This window comes from Streptomyces sp. BYX5S, from assembly GCF_054724165.1.
Map to the genome: position 1 here is coordinate 4,187,908 of NZ_CM138829.1, position 15,031 is coordinate 4,202,938.

The 15,031-nt window shown below is 69.7% G+C and carries 16 protein-coding genes and 3 pseudogenes; 15 read left to right on the top strand and 4 right to left on the bottom strand.

Features of this window, described 5'->3' with window-relative positions; translation table 11 throughout:
* Positions 1-386 precede the first annotated feature (386 nt).
* The 8 genes from ACYBSK_RS19080 (at position 387) to ACYBSK_RS19115 (ending at position 6,340) form a co-directional block, all read left to right on the top strand.
* Positions 387-980 carry a winged helix-turn-helix domain-containing protein gene (locus ACYBSK_RS19080; RefSeq protein WP_460242569.1) on the top strand — a complete coding sequence of 198 codons (594 nt, stop codon included), beginning with the start codon at positions 387-389 and terminating at the stop codon, positions 978-980.
* The gene (locus ACYBSK_RS19085) at positions 977-2,302 is read left to right on the top strand and encodes an MFS transporter (RefSeq protein ID WP_460242570.1); all 1,326 of its coding nucleotides are present in this window, start codon (positions 977-979) and stop codon (positions 2,300-2,302) included. The genes ACYBSK_RS19080 and ACYBSK_RS19085 overlap by 4 nt, the downstream gene beginning before the upstream one ends.
* Positions 2,303-2,381: 79 nt before the next feature.
* The gene (locus ACYBSK_RS19090) at positions 2,382-3,134 is read left to right on the top strand and encodes a hypothetical protein (protein ID WP_460242571.1); all 753 of its coding nucleotides are present in this window, start codon (positions 2,382-2,384) and stop codon (positions 3,132-3,134) included.
* Positions 3,135-3,598: 464 nt separating this feature from the next.
* Complete coding sequence (locus ACYBSK_RS19095; RefSeq protein WP_460242572.1) at positions 3,599-3,955, top strand: hypothetical protein; 357 nt, start codon at positions 3,599-3,601, stop codon at positions 3,953-3,955.
* Between the two features lie 207 nt (positions 3,956-4,162).
* Complete coding sequence (locus ACYBSK_RS19100) at positions 4,163-4,444, top strand: hypothetical protein (protein ID WP_460242573.1); 282 nt, start codon at positions 4,163-4,165, stop codon at positions 4,442-4,444.
* A 103-nt stretch (positions 4,445-4,547) separates the two neighbouring features.
* Positions 4,548-5,105 (top strand): hypothetical protein, encoded by a 558-nt coding sequence (locus ACYBSK_RS19105; RefSeq protein ID WP_460242574.1) that lies wholly within the window; start codon positions 4,548-4,550, stop codon positions 5,103-5,105.
* A gap of 527 nt (positions 5,106-5,632) precedes the next feature.
* A complete protein-coding gene (locus ACYBSK_RS19110; protein WP_460242575.1) occupies positions 5,633-5,818 on the top strand; it encodes a hypothetical protein in 186 nt (61 codons plus the stop codon).
* Between the two features lie 57 nt (positions 5,819-5,875).
* Positions 5,876-6,340: a hypothetical protein gene (locus ACYBSK_RS19115; protein WP_460242576.1), complete on the top strand. Its 465-nt coding sequence runs from the start codon at positions 5,876-5,878 to the stop codon at positions 6,338-6,340.
* 54 nt (positions 6,341-6,394) lie between these two features.
* Here the strand turns inward: ACYBSK_RS19115 and ACYBSK_RS19120 are convergent.
* Positions 6,395-6,600: pseudogene (locus ACYBSK_RS19120) on the bottom strand (hypothetical protein).
* Positions 6,601-6,856: 256 nt separating this feature from the next.
* On the opposite strand from ACYBSK_RS19120, the pseudogene ACYBSK_RS19125 reads away from it, so the two are divergent.
* A pseudogene (locus ACYBSK_RS19125) lies at positions 6,857-7,390 on the top strand (sensor histidine kinase); the annotation flags it as partial.
* On the top strand, positions 7,381-8,025 hold the full coding sequence (locus ACYBSK_RS19130) for a response regulator (protein ID WP_460242577.1): 645 nt from the start codon (positions 7,381-7,383) through the stop codon (positions 8,023-8,025). The pseudogene ACYBSK_RS19125 and the gene ACYBSK_RS19130, both read left to right, overlap by 10 nt.
* A 65-nt stretch (positions 8,026-8,090) precedes the next feature.
* Here ACYBSK_RS19130 and ACYBSK_RS19135 read toward each other — a convergent pair.
* A pseudogene (locus ACYBSK_RS19135) lies at positions 8,091-8,183 on the bottom strand (IS5/IS1182 family transposase); the annotation flags it as partial.
* Between the two features lie 509 nt (positions 8,184-8,692).
* On the opposite strand from ACYBSK_RS19135, the gene ACYBSK_RS19140 reads away from it, so the two are divergent.
* Together ACYBSK_RS19140 and ACYBSK_RS19145 are read left to right on the top strand one after the other, a co-directional pair.
* Positions 8,693-9,433: an alpha/beta hydrolase gene (locus ACYBSK_RS19140; protein WP_460247059.1), complete on the top strand. Its 741-nt coding sequence runs from the start codon at positions 8,693-8,695 to the stop codon at positions 9,431-9,433.
* A gap of 1,012 nt (positions 9,434-10,445) precedes the next feature.
* On the top strand, positions 10,446-10,988 hold the full coding sequence (locus ACYBSK_RS19145; protein WP_460242578.1) for an AAA family ATPase: 543 nt from the start codon (positions 10,446-10,448) through the stop codon (positions 10,986-10,988).
* 153 nt (positions 10,989-11,141) lie between these two features.
* Here ACYBSK_RS19145 and ACYBSK_RS19150 read toward each other — a convergent pair whose 3' ends face one another.
* On the bottom strand, positions 11,142-12,044 hold the full coding sequence (locus ACYBSK_RS19150; protein WP_460242579.1) for an MBL fold metallo-hydrolase: 903 nt from the start codon (positions 12,042-12,044) through the stop codon (positions 11,142-11,144).
* Positions 12,045-12,066: 22 nt separating this feature from the next.
* The gene (locus tag ACYBSK_RS19155) at positions 12,067-12,339 is read right to left on the bottom strand and encodes a hypothetical protein (protein WP_460242580.1); all 273 of its coding nucleotides are present in this window, start codon (positions 12,337-12,339) and stop codon (positions 12,067-12,069) included.
* Between the two features lie 349 nt (positions 12,340-12,688).
* On the opposite strand from ACYBSK_RS19155, the gene ACYBSK_RS19160 reads away from it, so the two are divergent.
* The 3 genes from ACYBSK_RS19160 (at position 12,689) to ACYBSK_RS19170 (ending at position 15,007) form a co-directional block, all read left to right on the top strand.
* Positions 12,689-12,898 (top strand): hypothetical protein, encoded by a 210-nt coding sequence (locus tag ACYBSK_RS19160; RefSeq protein WP_460242581.1) that lies wholly within the window; start codon positions 12,689-12,691, stop codon positions 12,896-12,898.
* The gene (locus ACYBSK_RS19165) at positions 12,885-14,276 is read left to right on the top strand and encodes an amidase (RefSeq protein ID WP_460242582.1); all 1,392 of its coding nucleotides are present in this window, start codon (positions 12,885-12,887) and stop codon (positions 14,274-14,276) included. Before ACYBSK_RS19160 ends, ACYBSK_RS19165 begins: the two co-directional genes overlap by 14 nt.
* Before the next feature lie 152 nt (positions 14,277-14,428).
* On the top strand, positions 14,429-15,007 hold the full coding sequence (locus ACYBSK_RS19170) for a TetR/AcrR family transcriptional regulator (protein ID WP_457478372.1): 579 nt from the start codon (positions 14,429-14,431) through the stop codon (positions 15,005-15,007).
* The last annotated feature ends 24 nt before the right edge of the window (positions 15,008-15,031 follow it).

A 15,031-nucleotide genomic window follows, 5' to 3' on the forward strand; every position in this document is an offset into this window, starting at 1 on the left:
GCGAACTGCTCACCGCTTCGGACAGGCGGACGGCGCAGTCTCAAGCGCCGCCCCTTTACGGGCCGCTCCGCCGTGCCGGGCCGTCGACGCAGTCGTAGTGGTGGTTGAACCGGTTCGGCAGGCAGGAGAAGAATGCCCTGGAGCTGACCTGGGGCGCCGTCGGCGAGGTGGCGGGGCAGCCCATTGCCACGGTGGTCGCCTTGGGGGAGGGGCGGGGCAAGCAGGCCACGTTCGGCGTCGCTGTCCGCGTACCAGCTCACACCCGCGACAGGGCGCTGCATATATGCGCAAGTGGCTGCCCTCGCTCGCGGGCCGCGCTCGCAGTGATGGACACGTGGGGTCCCGTGCGCAACAATGAAATGACTCTTTCGAAAGGAGTCTTTCAGATGGCTGACGGACAGGCGCCACCGCCGCGGCGGCGGATAAAGGACTCCCGGCAGCTGCGGGCCCTGGCACACCCGCTCCGGCTGGCGTTGCTGCAGTACCTGATGGCCGTCGGGCCGCGCACGGCGAGTGAGTGCGCGGCCGAGGTCGTGTCGAGCGCCTCGAACATCAGCTGGCATCTGCGGCATCTCGCCCAGTACGGCCTGGTGGAGCCGGTGGAGGCCACCGATCAGCGTGAGCGCCCCTGGCGGGCGGCCCAGGTCGGCCTCGACTTCGGTGAGATGAGCGCGGACCCCGCGACCATGGCTGAACAGGACGCCCTGATAGCCGCGGGGCTCGCGGAGGAGGACCAGCTCACCCGGCGTTTCCTGGCCCGGCGCGACACGCTCGACCCCGAGTGGCTCGCCGCGGCCCGGCTGGACAACTACGTCCTGAGGGCCACCCCGCAGGAGGCCCGGGAGCTGGCCGGAAAGATCGACGACCTGCTTAGGCCCTACCTGGCGACTGTGCGGGAGGATCCTCCGGAGGAAGCCGCGCTGACCTACACGGGAGTGCGGCTCTTCCCGCGGCTGGACGCGGCGGGGCGAAGCAAGTGACCGGCCGGGGGACGGCTGCGCGGCACCCGTTACGGGACCCGGCGTTCGCCCGGCTGTGGGTCTCCGGTCTGCTGACCGAGACCGGCAAGTGGGTGCTTCAGCTGGCACTGCCGCTCTACGTGCTGCAACTGACGCGTTCGGCCCTGATCACGTCGGTCGTCGCCATGCTGGGGCTGCTGCCGAGCCTGGTCGTCGCTCCGGTGGTCGGCGCACTCGTCGACCGCTGGGACCAGCGCCGCTTCCTGGTCCTGGTGGGCTTGGCGCAGGCCGCCCTGCTGCCGTTGTTGCTGCTGATCGACAACCGCGGCGACCTGTGGCTGGTGTACCTGGTCACCGGGGCCGAGGCGGCCCTCACCGTCGCCTTCGAGTCGGTGAAGAACGTGGCCCTGTCGACCATCGTGGCCGAGGAGCAGCTGGTCAGCGCCAACGCCGCGATCGGTCTCAACGTGTCGCTCGGCCGGCTGATCGGCAGTCCTCTCGGCGGCCTGCTGCTCAGCACGGCGGGGCTGCCCTACGTCCTCGCCTTCGGCTCGGGCGCCTTCCTCGTCGCCGCCGCCCTGGCCTCGACGATCCCGTCGAGCGACACCGTGCGCCGCACGAGCGGTACGGGCACCCTCTTCTGGCGCGGCATCGGCGAGGGGCTGCGCACCCTGCGCGACGTGCCCACCTTGCGGGGGACGTTTGTGTGTATCGCGCTCCTGGCCGTGGCCCAGGGCATGTTCGTGGTGCTCTTCCTTCTCTTCGTCACCGATCTGATCGGCGGCGGCGACGCGCAGGCCGGCCTGCTGCGAGGCGTGCAGGCGGTGGGCGGCTTCGCCGGGACCGCGACCGCCGGACTGCTGACCCGGCGCCTCGGCGCACCCCGTCTGCTCAGCGTCGGCGTCCTCGTGTTCGGCGCGGTCAGCGCCCTCACCTGGAACCTGTCGGTGACCTCGCTCGGACTCGGCGTCTACGTGGCGCTGTTCACCGCCGCGGGTGTCCCGGCGGTGTGGCTCGCCGCGGCCTGGCTCTCCCTCATCCAGGAGTCCGCGCCCCTGGCCGTCCGCGGCCGGGTCATGGCCTCCGTACTCGGCCTCTCCGAGGGCCTGCAGGCCCTCGGCATGCTCGCGGCCGGTCTGCTCAGCGGCGTGATCGGGACCCTCGCCGCCCTGAACGTCCAGGTCGCCCTGATCCTGGCGGCGGGCTTCCTCGCGATGAACCTGCTGCCCGGCACCCGTACGTCCCGGGCGGCCGCGTTCAGGAGCGACGGCCGGACCGCGGCGGCAGGGGAGAGCGGCATCGCCGCCACCACCCGCACACCACCGCGCGACGAAGGCCGTTGAGCGCGCCGCGCACCTCCAGGAGGGCCACGGGGACAGGCAGATGCCGACCCGTTGCGGGGGGCTGATCGAGCGCGGCCCCATGGCCGCCGATGTGCTCGGCGCCCACTACACCACCGTCTTCAACCAGGCGGAGCGCGACCGACAACTGTCGCGCCGGGCCCGCGGCCTGCTGGTGGAGCTGCTCGGCCACCGCGATGGCTACGGCATCTCACTGGCCATGCTCGTCAAGGCCGGCACCGAGGGGAAAGACGCGCTGAGCGCCCCGCGCGAACTGGAGACGCACGGCTACCTGCACCGCGAGCGCCAGCGGGACGCGAGGGGCCGGCTGGAGGAGACCCGCTACTACCTGACCGACATGCCGCAGGGAGCAGAGATCATCGCGCAGGCCCCGTGGGGCACGTCCGGCCCTCCGGCGGCAGGCGCACATTCGCGCAGGTCGGAACCTGAACCGGAAAACCCGCCTCAGGCCGAGCCGGATCAAAGCACCTGGTCAGAACCTAAGTCGGGTTTCCCTGTGCAGGCCTGCCCAGCGCAGGCAGACCCGCCGCATAAGAAGACCAACCGCAAGAAGACCACCAAGCAGAACCCCAACTCCCTCCCTCCATCCGGGCAGACGGACAGCCACGCCAGCCGAGGAGCAGCCCACGTGATCCACGACCTCGCCGGCCTCGGCACCACCGTCATCGACCGCGCAGTCCTCGCCGTCAGCCTCCAAGCCAGCCTCTCCGCCCTCGTGTTCGTCCTCGCCGTCGCCCTCATCACCAGCGCCGCAACCGGCATGCGGACCAACACCCAACATGCCAACGAGGCCGAGCACGACGAGACCGCGTGACCAGCAACCCCCTCGGCGTCGCGCTGCTCGTGTGGCCTGTCGCCTCCGCGCTCCTGCTCACCATCCGGTGGGCAGGGCGCGCCCTCCTCTCCAGCAAGGAGCAACCCGTGCCCACCAGCGAGACCCTGACCGGCCCCCACACCTGGACACCACAATGGTGGCGGCGCTGGCTCTGCCTCCACTGCTACGCCCACGCCGCCAGCACCCGCGCGATGACTGGACCCCGGCACGCCCGCTCGGTGATCACCGTCGACAGGACCCGTCATGACCACCGAGCAGCTCGCCCTCGACTGCCAACCCCACTGGAACGACAACGAATACGACACCGACCCCGGCCTCCCCAACGACCTCCGTGGCCAAGGCATCCCGCCCGACGCCCACATCACCGACATCCCGCTGAGAGGGACCTCCTGTGGCCCCCCGCCCTCCGCACCGCCCGCGGCTGCCTCCTCACCGCGGCCGCCATGGCCGCCGGCGCCGTCTACGTCGTCGCCACCGAATCCCCCTGGCTGTCGCTGCCCGACCTGGCCCTCGCCGCAGTCCTCCTCTGGTGCGCCCGGTACTCGTACGCCGCGCATCGTGCGGTCGTCGACGAGTGCGAGCACGGCCGACAGGCCGCGGTCGGCAAGCAGCCCGACAACGCGCCGTACTGCCGCCTCGACTACCACTCACGCGGCTACGTCCACGGCACCGACTGCACCCGACCGCCCGACCCCGTCGCCGAGCTGTACACCGCATGCTGCCCCGAAGCGTTCGTCACCCGCGGCACCCGGCACGAGCCGACATGTCCGACCCGCACGACGAGGAGCAACGCCGCATGACAGCCGCCGTTATCCGCGCCGCCTCCGCTGCCGGAGCTTCCAGATGATCCACGCACCAGCGATCGCCCACACGATGACGAGGATCACCTCACCCCATACCGGCAGCTCCGGACGATCACGCTGTGCCTCGACCAGTGCGAACAACATCGTCACCCCTTCCAGCTCGACAGCTCGATGCCCTTCCCAATGCCCCCACAGGCGCGCCCCATGACGGACCGGATCCCGCTGGACCAGCTGACCCGCGACCAACTCGACGCCCTGTTCGACGATCTCGACCGCTACGAGGAGGCCGTCGGCGAGCAGAACGAGACCGTGATCGGCCTTGCGCGCAGGGTCGCGCGGGCCGAAGCCGCCGTCGCGCGAGTACGGGCCCTGCACGTCGACGAGGATGGAGTGTGCGCGCACTGCTCGAACCTCGGCGAAGCGAGCGTCCTGGCGCCGTGCTCGACGATCCAGGCGCTCGACGTGCAGGAGCAGCCCGCCCTCTGACCGATGCGTCCGGGACAACCTCGCTACGCACGCCTGGCCCGACCATGTCGAATACGCCCTGGCTCCACTTCCCTCAATGCGGCCACAGACCTAATCTCGAATAATGGGGGATTTCGAGAACATCCAGAACGCTGCTCGATCAAATGAGATCCACGGATCCCTGGTGCAGGCGGGAAGCGTGGGGCACCTCACCATCAACGATTCCCATGGGTCTAGCGAGACGAGTCCCGAGCGTTGGAAAATGATGGCCGAAGCCATCCAAGAGTTCTCGCGCACTTCGACAGCTTTCATCGGGCAAGTTCAAGCATGGGACAGCGAGTATCACGCCCGTACGGACTGGCCCAGCGATGAGAAACGCGCGCTCAATGAGGCGTACCGGACGATCACGCTGTTGGCTGGCCCACGAACCGTGCGGATCCTCGACCGCTGCCGAGCCGTACAGGGGACAACATTATCCATCAGGCGAAACGGCGAACGGTACGTACTGGGTGGCCCTTGGGCGCTGGGCATGTTTCTGCTCGAATTCGACTTATTGAACTCAGCGCGCGAGGACCTGGGGCTCCCCAGAGTGGAAGATAGCCACCAGATCGAGTTCGTTCGCCGCAATATCAAATACTCCTGGGAGAAGCTCGGATACGACCCGAACTACTTCGACGTCTAGCAATTCGACCCCGCGAAGCGGCACGAACCGGTCGCCACATCCCGCTGCCCGTCCACCTCAACGTGATCTTGCCGTAGTCAGGAAGCGAAGCCGGCGAGCAGCATCCCGCCCGCACTGCGCGGACCGAACTGGAGATCGTAGACACCCGGGCGCCATGCGAGTACTGTGCGCCTCGCCTGCGCCGGCTGCTGAGCACTCCTGTGCTCTCTACTTGAAAGGCCGTCGCGATGTTCACTCTCACTCCTGCACGCACCGCGTCCCTGTTCGCTGTGATCGACGCACAGCAGAGCGCCCCGGGGGCGCTGCTGCCCATCTGTCCCTCCTGCGCGCGGCGCTCACGCGCGATCACGTTGACGGCCGACGGGGACCGGCTCACCTTCGGCGCCTGTCGGCACGTCTTCGCCCTGAGCCGTGAAGCGCTTGTCGCCGGGCTGCGAGCGCGCGCCGCCTGACGCAGCGGACCCGTCGCCGCGCCGCGGCGACGGGCTCTCGCGTGATGTTGCGGTCCCTGTCCGCGTTACCGGGCCGTGGACATCGACGACGACGTGACCTACGTGCCCCCGCCGCCCGCCTCGCTGCTCCCCGTGCTCAACCTCGACGACGTGCACGAACTGATGGGGCTCCTGGCGGACGTGCGCGACGGGAACGAGCCGAACGCCGCAGTCGCGCACCACCTGCTCGGGAACATCGCCAGCCGGGTGCCATCACGCTAGTAACTGGTAACACGTGCTCTTGCCGCAGCAGCACCACGAGGGCCAAAGTCTGACTTCATGATCGCTCAGATAGTGACGCTCATCGGCGTCCTCGTCGGTGCCCTGACCTCATTCCTCGCGACGACTATGGCCGAGCGCACCCGGTATCAACGGGCTATGGCGACACGCTGGGACGAGCGCAAGCTGGACACGTACATCGAGTACGCGGCGTGCGTGAAGGAGATAGCCAGCACGGCCAAGCGTGCCCGTCTGGCAGCCGAAGGAACGGATGAACAGCGGGAGTTCATCACAGCGATGGAGGCGGCCGAGCTGAGGCGGAGCGTGCTGTTCGAGACGCTTGTTCTGCTGGCGTCGTCCGGGGCGGTCGCGGCGGCACACGAGGTGAATGCGGTCCTGTGGCAGGAGTTGATGGCGGCCCGTGCCGCAGACTCAGCCCCGGCTCAAGGGCAACAGCTCATCGAATTCATGAACCGGTACCACGAGCAGGCTCGGGCCGACCTGGGGGTTACGTACAGACCGTAATGCTCGCGCGGCCTGCGTAGCGCCCTGGTCGCCCCCAGTACATGGCCGACAGGGTCACGCTGCCTCGTAGTGGTGCGCGCGTCCGCCCCGCCATTTCACCCACGCCGGGTCATCGAGGAGGCGCTCCGCGTCCTCCAGCCCGGCCCGGCGCAGGAACTCGATCACGTCCGCATCCGAGTGCGCGAGGCCGAGGATCTGCCCGCGCGCCGCCGGCCGCCAGTGCCGAGCGGCGGGTGGACGACTACCGGTGCGCTGCCCATGCCTCCAGGGTGCGCCTCCCTGCCGGGCCCGGCGACTGCGCGCGTCCCGCTGTCAGTGCTCGCCGTTATGGTGTGCGGTGTTGGGCTGGCCATACCATCCCTACAAGCTGGCCGGGAACCAACCTGCCGTCACCACCGCCCCGAGGACAACCAATTACGATCCTGCCGCAGCTCCCCGACCACCTGCGCATCCTCACCAAGGCCGAGTACGAGCGGGCCTACGCCGCGATGGAGCCGTACGTGGCCGACCGCCTCGGGCGTGCAGCAGCGTCTGGTCGCGCTGGCCATGCTCCTGGGGCGGGCCCGGCGCGGCGGCCGCACGCCCGAGCAGGCACGCAACCTGCTGGAGCAGGCCCACAAGGAATCCCAGGAAGTCCTGACGGAACTGCGGGAAGTGGCCTGGCGGGTGTACCCGACAGCGCTGGACAACCTGGGGTTGCAAGAGGCGCTCGCCGGGGTGTCGGAGCGCTGCAGCATCCCCATCCGGACCGACTTCGCGCTCGCCGAGCCGCTGCCGGCCTCGGTGGAGACCGCCGCGTACTTCGTCGTGTCGGAGTCGGTGACCAACGCCGCCAAGCACTCGGCCGCCAGCGAGATCCAGGTGAGCGTCCGCAAGTACGGACCGGTCCTCGTCATCCAGGTCGAGGACGACGGCGTCGGCGGTGCCAGGCCGGAGGGCAGCGGGCTGACCGGGCTGCACAGCCGGGTTGGCGCTCTGGACGGCCGGCTGCACATCCACAGCCCCGCAGGGGGGCCCACCACGATCACCGCGGAGCTGCCATGCGCGTAATGCTGGCCGAGGACTCGACCCTGCTGCGGGAGGGGTTGGTCCGCCTCCTCAGCGAGGAAGGGCACGAGGTCCTGGCCGCGGTGGGCGACGCCGTCGCCCTCTTGAGGGAGATCGAGCAGCTGCGGCCGGACATGGTCGTCGTGGACATCCGGATGCCTCCCACCCACACGGACGAGGGACTGCGGGCGGCGCTGGAGATCCGCAAGCGGTGGCCCGGCGTCGGGGTGCTTGTCCTGTCCCAGCACTTAGAGCGCAACTACGCGGCGCAGCTGCTCACGTCGAACGCGGAGCGGGTCGGCTACCTGCTCAAGGACCGGGTCGCCCAGGTGGAGGAGTTCCTCGACGCGCTGGAACGGATCCAGGCGGGCGGCGCCGCCATCGACCCGGAGGTCGTACGGCAACTGGTGATCCGCACGACGCACAGCGACCCGCTGGCCCGGCTGACCCCCCGCGAGCGCAGTGTCCTGGAGACGCTGGCGCAGGGGCACACCAACGCGGCGATCTCGGAGAAGCTGCACATCTCCATGAGCACCGTCGAGAAGAACCTCAACATGATCTTCGACAAGCTCGAACTCGCGCACGCCACCGGCTACAACCGCCGGATCCTGGCCGTGCTGCGGTACCTGGAGTCCTGACGCGCGACGTGCCGGGCTTCGGGTCGCCCCGTCGCCCGGCACGTCGTCGTCACTGGCCCGACGGCCAGGAGGCCGTGGGTCCGGGCCGCCCGGATGTCGTGCACCGCGCCGGGCGGCGCGGGTGAGGCCCACGGCAGTCGGCCGAGGGGGTCTGTCAAGAAGAACCGGCTCTGGTCCAATTCTTGGAGCAAGGCCGAAGCGCGTCTGCGCCGTTCCAGCAGTGGCCACCGACCTGCACCTCATCCGGGTTGCGGCTACCGCGCGAGCCACGATGACGGCTGGTTCCACAGGAAATGGGCCAGCGCCCGAGAACGAACAGCACCTGTACACGAGTTGGGGAGGCGTCGGGGTGCGACGTGTTCGATGTTCGTGAGGAACGACAGCACCAATGCACCCCGCCGTCGCGTAGCCACCACTCGGGAAACCCGCGACGAGACCCCAGCAGCTCTGCGCAACGTCTCCGTGAAGCCAGGCCATGGAGCCTCCGCAAAAACCGTTTGACGGACGAGGGCCGACCACCGCTACATTTCCGGAGGCCGTGCGAGAGAGCGAGGAGGTGGTACCCGTGAACCAGTATTGACATGGGTGCTCCCCTCAGGGGTCACGGTCGGGCGTTAGGCAGGTCGTCCGGGAGCGCCGTTGTAGTGCACTCCCGAAAGGCATGACCATGCATTTCACTTCCGAGCAACGCCTCGACGACGGCGTCCTCGAACGCGAATTCACCTTCGGTGAGATCCCCGGCATCCTGTGGACGCCCGCAGCCGCATCCGCTTCCGCACCGGTGCCTTTGATCCTGCTCGGCCACCCGGCGCTCGGGTTGCGCAAGATGTACCCCCGACTGGTGGCCCGGGCCCGGCACTCCGCGGCGGAGGGCTTCGCCACGGCCACCATCGAGCTCCCCGGAAGCGGCGACCGGCCCAGTTGGCCCGCCCTCGACCAGGCCCGCGCCGGCCTGCTCCGGGCGATGCAGGCTGGCGAGCCAGTCAGCGACGGGATCGTCGACGCCCTCATCCTTCCGCTGGTCGACAAGGCGGTCCCGGAATGGCAGGCCGCGCTGGACGCCTTCCTGTCACTGCCCGAGATCGGCGGTCCGGTCGGGTACTCGGGGGGAGTGATCTCTATCGGCATCCGGCTGGCGGTGGTCGAGCCGCGCATCGTGGCCGCCGGTCTGTTCGCGGGAAGTCTTGTACCTCGCGCCATGTTCGAGGAAGCCCGGCAGGTCACTATTCCGCTGCATGTCCTGCTGCAGTGGGACGACGAAGGTAACGACCGGCAGGCGTCCCTGGACCTGTTCGACGCCTTCGGCTCCAAGGAGAAGTCCCTGCACGCCAATATGGGCGGTCACACCGGCGTGCCGCAGTTCGAGGGAGACGCCGCTGCCCAGTTCTTCACACGGCACCTGAAATGAGGCCGGGCCGTTAGACCGGCAGCAGAAGGTAGCTGATGCCGGCGGCCTGTTGCTCATCGAGGACAGGTCCCGGCCCTGCCCAACCGTTTACGACGTGGGCCCCTGCTGAACTCTCGGCAGGGGCCCACGCTGCCGCAAGCCCACCTGATCGACCCGGCGGACCCGAACCCCCAGGCGAAGCGGTTCTCGGGCTCTGGCGCATTTCCTGTGGAGGCAGCCGGCATCGTGCAGGACGTGCGAACGCTGTTGCCCTTCGGGAGCACCATCACTGTTCACGGCCCCGCCGAAGCCAGAGCTCACCTCGGCGGCCTCGCCACGGACCTCGCCTGCCACTATGCGCCGTCACCAACGTACTGACCCGCAACAACTAGCGGCCAGCACGGCGCAGGGGCGGGCACCGTGAACCCGGTGGCCGCCCCGCCTCGTGAAGGTGGGCAGCCGCCCGACGGCCGAGCCCCGAGCACAACAACGTCAAGGGGGGTGCAGCCAGTTCGTGGCGGCCCTGGGTGCGACGGCGGTGTACGCGGAGCTGGTTCTCGTGGCTCAGGTCCCGGCGGCCTCCGCGGCCGCCGTATCCGCGTTGACGCTCGCCCTGGGCTTGCTCCGCCGCCAGTGACCTCGAACCGCCAGGTCGGCGCGGTGGAGCCGATCAGGCGGCGGTCCGTGAGCTCCGTTGTCAGGGGTCCCGGTGATGATGTTCTCCATAACGATCACCACGGAGAACTTCGCACTGAAGTGGACCGATCCTGACGGGAAGGCCCACGCATCGGCGTGCGCGTACAGCGAGAAGTGCGCCGAGCAGCGCAAGACGGAGCTGGTGGCCGCGAGCTGCACGAACGTACGGAGCATCCCCGTGAAGCCGGGGGAGGTGCTCACCGCCGAGCAGCAGGGCTGGCCTCCGGGCCATCGAGGACGGCGACCACGAGAGTATCGCCGTCCTCGCCGGGCGTACGGTCCCGGTGCCGACGCGATCCCACGGCAGCGTGTCAGTGCCCGCCAGTAGGGTGCGGGCGTGGTGGGAACCGAAGAAACGCGCCTGATCGTGATCCGTGGCAACAGCGCCAGCGGCAAGTCCTCCGTCGCCGCCGGCCTACGCGCGACATTCGGCCGCAACCTCGCGATCGTCGCCCAGGACAACCTCCGCCGGATCGTCCTGCGCGAACGCGACCGGCCCGGCGGCGCGAACATCGGCCTGATCGACCTCACCGCCCGCTACGCCCTGGACAACGGCTTCCACGTCATCGTCGAAGGCATCCTGTACGCCGACCGCTACGGCGCGATGCTGCAGGACCTGGTGCGCGCCCACCGGGGCGTCACCCGGTGCTACTACCTCCACGTTCCCCTCGAGGAGACCCTGCTCCGGCACGCCTCGAAGCCCGATGCCGAATATCTGGCGCAGGTCAACGAGGCCCACCTGCGCGACTGGTACCGGGACAAGGACCTGCTGCCCGACGAACTGGAGACCGTCATCGACGCATCCAGCACCCTGGACGACACGGTCCACCAGATTCTGATCGAGAGCGGCCTGAGCCGGGTACTCCCGATCGACCGCTAAGAGACCGTCACAGCAGGAGGGGAGCAGGCTGATGGAGGGCTTCGCGGAGACCGAGGGCGAGCGCGGGCGAGCTTGTGTTCGAGAGGAGCGGCCCTGGTGGGGTCTGAGGGGCTGGGCCATGCCTGCGGTGACCGAGACAACGTGGCAACGGCATCAGGAAGCGGGGACGGGCTCCAGCCGGTAGGCGTCCTCATGGGCGACCACGCGGCCGGCGGTGGGCTGTGCGAAGTGGGTGCCGAGGAGGAGGGTGTCCGTGCCGACGAGGGAGCCGAGCAGCTTGCGGCGGGTGGCCTCGGACTGCCGCGGGTCGATGTCGACGCAGGCACCGATGGCGGGGTGGGCGAGCTGGACGGGGTGATGGACGCAGTCGCCGGAGATCAGCGCCGTCTCCCCCTGGCTGGTCACTTCCACCGCGACGTGGCCGGGGGTGTGGCCGGGTGTCGGGATCAAGCGCAGGCCGGGGGTGATCTCGGCCCCCTTGCGCGGGACGTCGACCGTGCTCAGCAGGCCCGCCTGTTCGACCGGGATCACCGAGTCGCGGAACATCTGTTCGCGTGCTTCCTCCATGTCGTACGTGGCCCAGAACTCCCGCTCGGCGCGGGAGGTGAGGTAGCGGGCGTTGGGGAAGGTGGGGACCCATTCGCCGTTCACCTGCCGTGTGTTCCAGCCGACGTGATCGGCGTGCAGGTGAGTGAGGATCACCAGGTCGACGGAGTCCGGGGGGAAACCGGCAGCGGTGAGGCGCTCCAGGAAGTCGGTCCGCAGGTTGTGCCAGGCCGGGTTGGCCCGCTCCTTGCCGTTGCCGATGCCGGTGTCGACGAGAACGCGCAGCCCGTTCACGACGAACGCGAAGCTGTGGCTGTTGATGTGCAGAATCCCGTCCCGGTCGGCGAAGTGGGGGTGCAGCCAGTTCTGGGCGGTCACCACCGCAGGGGTGGCGTCGGGCAGCAGCCAGGGTCCGGTCGCGGGCGGCAGGGCGACTTCGTCGACGCGGTGGACGGTGACGCCGCTCACGGTCCAGGAGGGAATGGGGGTGGCGGCGGGGGAGGTGTGCATTGTGTCGTTTCCTTTGTTCTCTTCAGTGGGAGCGGTCGGCTTCGGGGCGGGCCGCCCCGCGTCGTGACGCGGTGAGCGCCGCCAGGGCCGCCAGGGCGAGGAGAGCGGCGGTGATGGCGTAGGCGTGTGAGGTGGTCCCCAGCCCGTATTGCTGGGTAGCGGCGCCTGCGGCCAGCAGGGTCCAGCGGGCCGGGGGCGGGACGCTGACCCGCGGGCGCAGCGACCGCAGCGCTCCCGCCTGGCGCTGGGCCGTCTCCGTGGTGAAGGTGGCCGCGGTCGCTTGGGCGAGGAGCAACGCCGCCAGCAGTACGTAGACGGTGACGGTGGGGGCGGGGGCGATACGGACGAGCAGGGTGGAGACGAGCTGGACGCGGCCAGGAGGGCCGCGAGTATCGACACGTTGAGGGCGAAAGAAGCCGTGCGCGTGCGCCTTTTCGTACGGGTGCGGGTGGCCTGGTGAGCGACGTGCGCGGCTGCGTCGGAGATCGCGGGCGCGCCGGATTTGACGCCGGACATGGGACTCCTTCCGTAAACGCTAAGAGTTTGCTTTAGTTCGACCGTAGGCCCTACGGTCGAACTAAAGCAAACCGTTGGCTTTTAGTGCGGGTGCTTCGTTGCCGCGCCCCCTGATCAGGAGAAACCACGTGCCCTCCGCTGAACTCACGCCGCCCGAGGCTGCCCGCTGGGCCGCCCGTGCCGGACTTCCCCTGCCCGATGACCGCCACGCCGCGGTCGCCGCCACCGCCAACCACATCCACTCCGTCGTCGCGGTCCTGCGTGAGCTGGACTTCGGGGGCACCCCGCCCGCCAGCGCCTACCGCGCGGGAAAGGAGAAGCACGATGCAGCCGTATGAGCTGACCCTGGCCGACGCCGCGCAGCAGATCCGGGCCCGTCGGCTGTCCCCCGTCGAGCTGGTGGACTCGGTCCTCGACCGCATCGACCAGGTGGACCCGCACGTCGAGGCGTACGTCGCGGTCACCGCTGAGCAGGCCCGCGGCGCGGCGCGGCAGGCCGAGCAGGAAGCGGCCCGCGGTGTGTTCCGGGGGCCGCTCCACGGCGTCCCGGTCGGGCTCAAGGACCTGATCGACGTAGCCGGTTCGGCCACCAGCGCCAGTTCCCGGGTCCGGGCCGGCCACCGCGCCGCCGCCGACAGCACGGTCGTCGCCCGGCTGCGGGCCGCAGGCTCCGTCCTGGTCGGCAAGACCCACACCCACGAGTTCGCCTACGGCCTGACCACCCCGCAGACCGGCAACGCCTGGGACCGCGACCGGGTCGCGGGAGGCTCCAGCGGCGGGTCCGCCGTCGCGGTGGCGGCCGGGGCGGCGACCTTCGCCCTCGGCACCGACACCGGCGGGTCGATCCGGGTTCCCGCCGCGCTGAACGGGGTCGTCGGCTTCAAGCCGACCTACGGACTGGTGCCACGCCACGGCGTAACATCGCTGTCCTGGTCACTGGACCACGTCGGCCCGGTCACCCGCACCGTCGAGGACGCAGCCCTGGTCCTGGCCGTCCTCGCCGGGCACGACCCGCGCGACCCCGCCTCGCTGGACACCCCCGCCGTCGACTACCGGCCGGGACGGGAGCCGGACCTGGCGGGCGTACGCGTCGGGGTGCCTCGCAATTACTACTTCGACCATGTCGACGCGGAGGTGGAGACCACCGTCCGCCAGGGCATCGCGCAGCTGGAGACGCTCGGCGCCCATCTCGTCGAGATCGACATCCCGATGACCCGGTACATCCAGGCCACCCAGTGGGGGCTGATGGTACCGGAGGCCACCGCCTACCACGAGGGCACGCTGCGTACGGTCCCAGAGCTGTACCAGGCGGACGTCCGCCTCCTCCTGGAGGCCGGTGAGCTGATGGGCGCGGGCGACTATCTGCGTGCCCAGCGCTCCCGGACGCTCATACAGGAGGAATGGGGCCGCATTCTGGAGAAGGTCGACGTGATCGCCGCCCCGGCGGTCCCGATGACCGCGGTGAAGGCCGGTCAGGAGAGTGTCACCTGGTCCGACGGATCGACCGAGGCCGTTTCCGACGCCTACGTGCGTCTATCCTCTCCGGCCAACATCACCGGAGTGCCCGCTCTGTCCGTCCCGGTGGCGCACGACACGGCGGGCATGCCGATCGGCATGCAGCTGCTCGGACGGCCCTTCGGCGAGCGGCAGCTGCTGCGGGTGGGCCACGCCTACGAGCGGACGCAGTCCGCCCGACCGCTCGCGCCGACCGCCTGAGAACGGTATATGGGCCGGGCCGGAACCGTCCGGCTCCGGTTGGGATCAGGACCGGATGCCCGCAGCGAGGAGACCGGCAAGAGGGCCCTGGCGCCGCCGTCGAGCCGGGCATGCTCCTCCTAAACGCAATATCCGCGCTTTAAGGTGGAGTCATGAGTAGTAAGCCGACGGCGCGCCCCGGCGGGCGCAGTGCACGGGTCCAGGCTTCGGTGCACACCGCTGTCCGCGAAATCCTGTCGGAGCAGGGCCGCGACGCGGTGACTGTCCCGCTGGTCGCCCAGCGCGCCGGAGTCACCCCCTCGACGATCTATCGCCGCTGGGGCGACCTTCAGGGGCTGCTGTCGGACGTCGCGGTGGAGCGCCTGCGGCCAGACACAGTGCCGGAGAACCACGGCGACCTGCTGTCCGACCTGACGGCCTGGGCCGAACAGTTCCTCGACGAGATGTCGTCCCCCTCCGGCCGCGCCTACATCCGTGACGCTCTGCTCGGCGACCGGGACGGCAGCAACGCCGGTCAGTGCTCGGCCTACGCGGCCGAACAGGTCGACGTCATGCTCGCCCGCGCGATCGGCCGCGAGGAGAAAACTCCCGACGTCGAGACGGCGATGGATCGCGTGGTCGCCCCCATGATGTACCGCATCCTCTTCCGCCCGGCCGGACTCGACGCCGCGTACGCCCGTCGGCTCGTGACCGAGCTCCTCGACGCGGGCGAAGAACACCCCCTCCCATGATCCCGCGTAGCACGAGGAAGCCGG

Bases quoted from the DNA above. Each gene is read 5' to 3' on its own strand.
- ACYBSK_RS19100 (WP_460242573.1), top strand. From the start codon at position 4,163: ATGACGGACCGGATCCCGCTGGACCAGCTGACCCGCGACCAACTCGAC.
- ACYBSK_RS19105 (WP_460242574.1), top strand. From the start codon at position 4,548: ATGGGGGATTTCGAGAACATCCAGAACGCTGCTCGATCAAATGAGATC.
- ACYBSK_RS19165 (WP_460242582.1), top strand. From the start codon at position 12,885: ATGCAGCCGTATGAGCTGACCCTGGCCGACGCCGCGCAGCAGATCCGG.
- ACYBSK_RS19130 (WP_460242577.1), top strand. From the start codon at position 7,381: ATGCGCGTAATGCTGGCCGAGGACTCGACCCTGCTGCGGGAGGGGTTG.
- ACYBSK_RS19115 (WP_460242576.1), top strand. From the start codon at position 5,876: ATGATCGCTCAGATAGTGACGCTCATCGGCGTCCTCGTCGGTGCCCTG.
- ACYBSK_RS19140 (WP_460247059.1), top strand. From the start codon at position 8,693: ATGCATTTCACTTCCGAGCAACGCCTCGACGACGGCGTCCTCGAACGC.
- ACYBSK_RS19095 (WP_460242572.1), top strand. From the start codon at position 3,599: ATGGCCGCCGGCGCCGTCTACGTCGTCGCCACCGAATCCCCCTGGCTG.
- ACYBSK_RS19080 (WP_460242569.1), top strand. From the start codon at position 387: ATGGCTGACGGACAGGCGCCACCGCCGCGGCGGCGGATAAAGGACTCC.
- ACYBSK_RS19090 (WP_460242571.1), top strand. From the start codon at position 2,382: ATGGCCGCCGATGTGCTCGGCGCCCACTACACCACCGTCTTCAACCAG.
- ACYBSK_RS19150 (WP_460242579.1), bottom strand. From the start codon at position 12,044: ATGCACACCTCCCCCGCCGCCACCCCCATTCCCTCCTGGACCGTGAGC.
- ACYBSK_RS19170 (WP_457478372.1), top strand. From the start codon at position 14,429: ATGAGTAGTAAGCCGACGGCGCGCCCCGGCGGGCGCAGTGCACGGGTC.